The 2053-nt window shown below is 60.0% G+C and carries 3 protein-coding genes and 1 pseudogene; 1 reads left to right on the forward strand and 3 read right to left on the reverse strand.

Annotated elements, in window-relative coordinates:
- Window positions 1–125: integrase core domain-containing protein (locus EV216_RS17995; protein WP_132697247.1), on the forward strand; the 125-nt coding region annotated here is incomplete at its 5' end.
- Window positions 126–151: 26 nt separating this feature from the next.
- On the opposite strand, the pseudogene EV216_RS18000 reads toward EV216_RS17995, so the two are convergent.
- The 3 genes and pseudogenes from EV216_RS18000 to tnpA all read right to left on the reverse strand — a co-directional run.
- Window positions 152–310 (reverse strand): annotated as a pseudogene (locus tag EV216_RS18000) (transposase); the annotation flags it as partial.
- Window positions 311–620: 310 nt separating this feature from the next.
- Entirely contained in the window at window positions 621–944 is a 324-nt protein-coding gene (tnpB, locus tag EV216_RS18005) for an IS66 family insertion sequence element accessory protein TnpB (RefSeq protein WP_132697249.1), read from the reverse strand.
- Window positions 941–1333: an IS66-like element accessory protein TnpA gene (gene tnpA, locus EV216_RS18010; RefSeq protein WP_132697251.1), complete on the reverse strand. Its 393-nt coding sequence runs from the start codon at window positions 1331–1333 to the stop codon at window positions 941–943. The genes tnpB and tnpA overlap by 4 nt, the downstream gene beginning before the upstream one ends.
- Between the last annotated feature and the right edge of the window lie 720 nt (window positions 1334–2053).

A 2053-nucleotide genomic window follows, 5' to 3' on the forward strand; every position in this document is an offset into this window, starting at 1 on the left:
ATGCACAGACCGTTCTCGGATTGATCGGAGGCTGGATCGAGGACTACAACGAAAACCACCCGCACTCAGGGCTGAAAATGCGCTCGCCCCGCGAGTTCATCGCAGCTCAAACCGCAACCGCCTGAGTGTCCGGTGAAACAGGGGCAAGACCAGCATCGGACAGGTCCATCCCGCCATACTTGGCCTTCAGCTTGTAGAAGGTCGCGGGGCTCAACCCGTGCTTCCGGCACAGCTCGGAGGTCGGCAAACCGGCCTCCTGTTCCTTGATCATCCCGATAATCTGCGCCTCGGAAAAACGGCTTTTCCTCATGTCGTCTGCTCCTTCTCAGGTTGGGCAGACTCTACATCACGGCGAGGGAACTTCCGGGGGGCAGGTCACCACATTTAGGAGATCCAGCAAAGCTTCCACACTTAATTTGGTAGAGGCACACGGCAAAGCCTGCGGCTCGGTCGCCGCCACCGGTACATTCAGCGTGACCCCGTCGCGATACACGACCGCGTAGCAGGGCGCACAACCGACCCTGCGAAAGAACGATCGGCCGAGAACCTGGAACCTTCGCCCATAGAGCGGGTGCTGCGGATCGAGTACCTGAACCTCCTCCGGAAAGGATTCGTCAGCGTCACAATGGGGGGTATCCCCAAACACCTTCGAAGAGATACCCGAGCTGGGCTGCCGAGATCTGCACAGCCTCGCCGCTGCCGCTGGTCGGCCAGATGAACTTTCCAGCCTCGAGACGCTTCGTGTAGAGCGACATGCCGACGCCGTCGTGCCAGACCAGCTTGACCAGATCGCCCTTGCGGCCGCGAAAGCAGAAGATCTCTCCGGCATGCGGATCGCGCCCGAGCCCCTGCTGGACCGTCAGCGCCAGCGTGTTCATCCCGCGCCGCATGTCGGTCACCCCGCCAGCGATCCAGACGCGCACCCCCGCCGGGAAGGCGATCATTTGCCTTCGAGGACCGGAAGCAGCTTGGCCAATGCGTCCGGGTCCACCGACGAGGACACGAGCAAGCGCCGTCCGTTCCGCAGGAGGACCTCGAGCTGGACATTGGGGGCCAGCTGACGCGGCGGCGTGTCCATCTCCGGGGGCACCTGAACCTGCACGAAAGCAGGGCCGATTTCCGATGCGAGCTCACCGTTCCGATACTGTCGCCGCCAGGTGGTCAGAAGCGAACGGCAGATGCCATGCCGCCGCGCCGTCGCTGAGACCTGCCGATGTCCCCGATGGCTTTCCTCGACCACCCGGATCTTCTCCGCGTCGCTCCAGTGCCGACGCCGAGGCCCGTCCTCAGCAGACAGGATCTCGATCTGGGGTGTAAACTTAAAGTCGACCATAACGTCGGACTTATCATCGCCTCCAGCGCCCCGTCAGACGGCCCCCGCCGAAGGGTTACGCATCCGTCACCCTCACGCCCAGCCAAGCGCCGGTCCCCCAAGACGCCCACGAACCACCCGAAAGCAGGACCTTGGCGCCAATGTCAGCCGACCGGTGAATATCGCGGGGTCAAGCCTCGCCGAATAGGGTTCCGTCGTCACGCTTACACAAAACGCAAATCTCGTATCATCAATATCAATCACTTACGTGATTAACTGTCGAAGCTGGGAGACAGAGTTTCGGGGAAAGGTGGAAGGCACTCCCGAATCGGTAATCAGATTAGATTAGAACTCCGAACCAGTTTGCTTCTCTACCCACACCACGGGCATTGAGTGGATGCACATCCCAGCGCGCCCGTTAATATCTTTAAATCAGTACGATCTGAACTCATTGAATACAATAAGAATTGGCCAAACGCGGCCCATCAACTCCGCACTGAATACCTAACAATTTAACACAAACCCTAAGATTGTACCCCCCAAGGTCGCACGCATCATAACCATGAATTAATGCCTACAGGCCAGAAACTCCGGTCGAGAAAGCGCCAGGAGGGAACGATGGCAATTGCGGATAGACCCGCCCCGAACACCAGCCCCGAGACCGGAACGCCCGATGGCGATGATCGCCCCGGGATCTGGGCGTATCAGGCCTTCGACTTCGATCAGGCCCTGAGCAGAGGG

The sequence above is a fragment of the Rhodovulum steppense genome, from assembly GCF_004339675.1.
Taxonomy (GTDB): Bacteria; Pseudomonadota; Alphaproteobacteria; order Rhodobacterales; family Rhodobacteraceae; genus Rhodovulum; species Rhodovulum steppense.

Excerpts from the sequence above, each read along its gene's own strand:
- tnpB (WP_132697249.1), bottom strand. The coding sequence starts at position 944 with ATGATCGCCTTCCCGGCGGGGGTGCGCGTCTGGATCGCTGGCGGGGTG.
- tnpA (WP_132697251.1), bottom strand. The coding sequence starts at position 1,333 with ATGGTCGACTTTAAGTTTACACCCCAGATCGAGATCCTGTCTGCTGAG.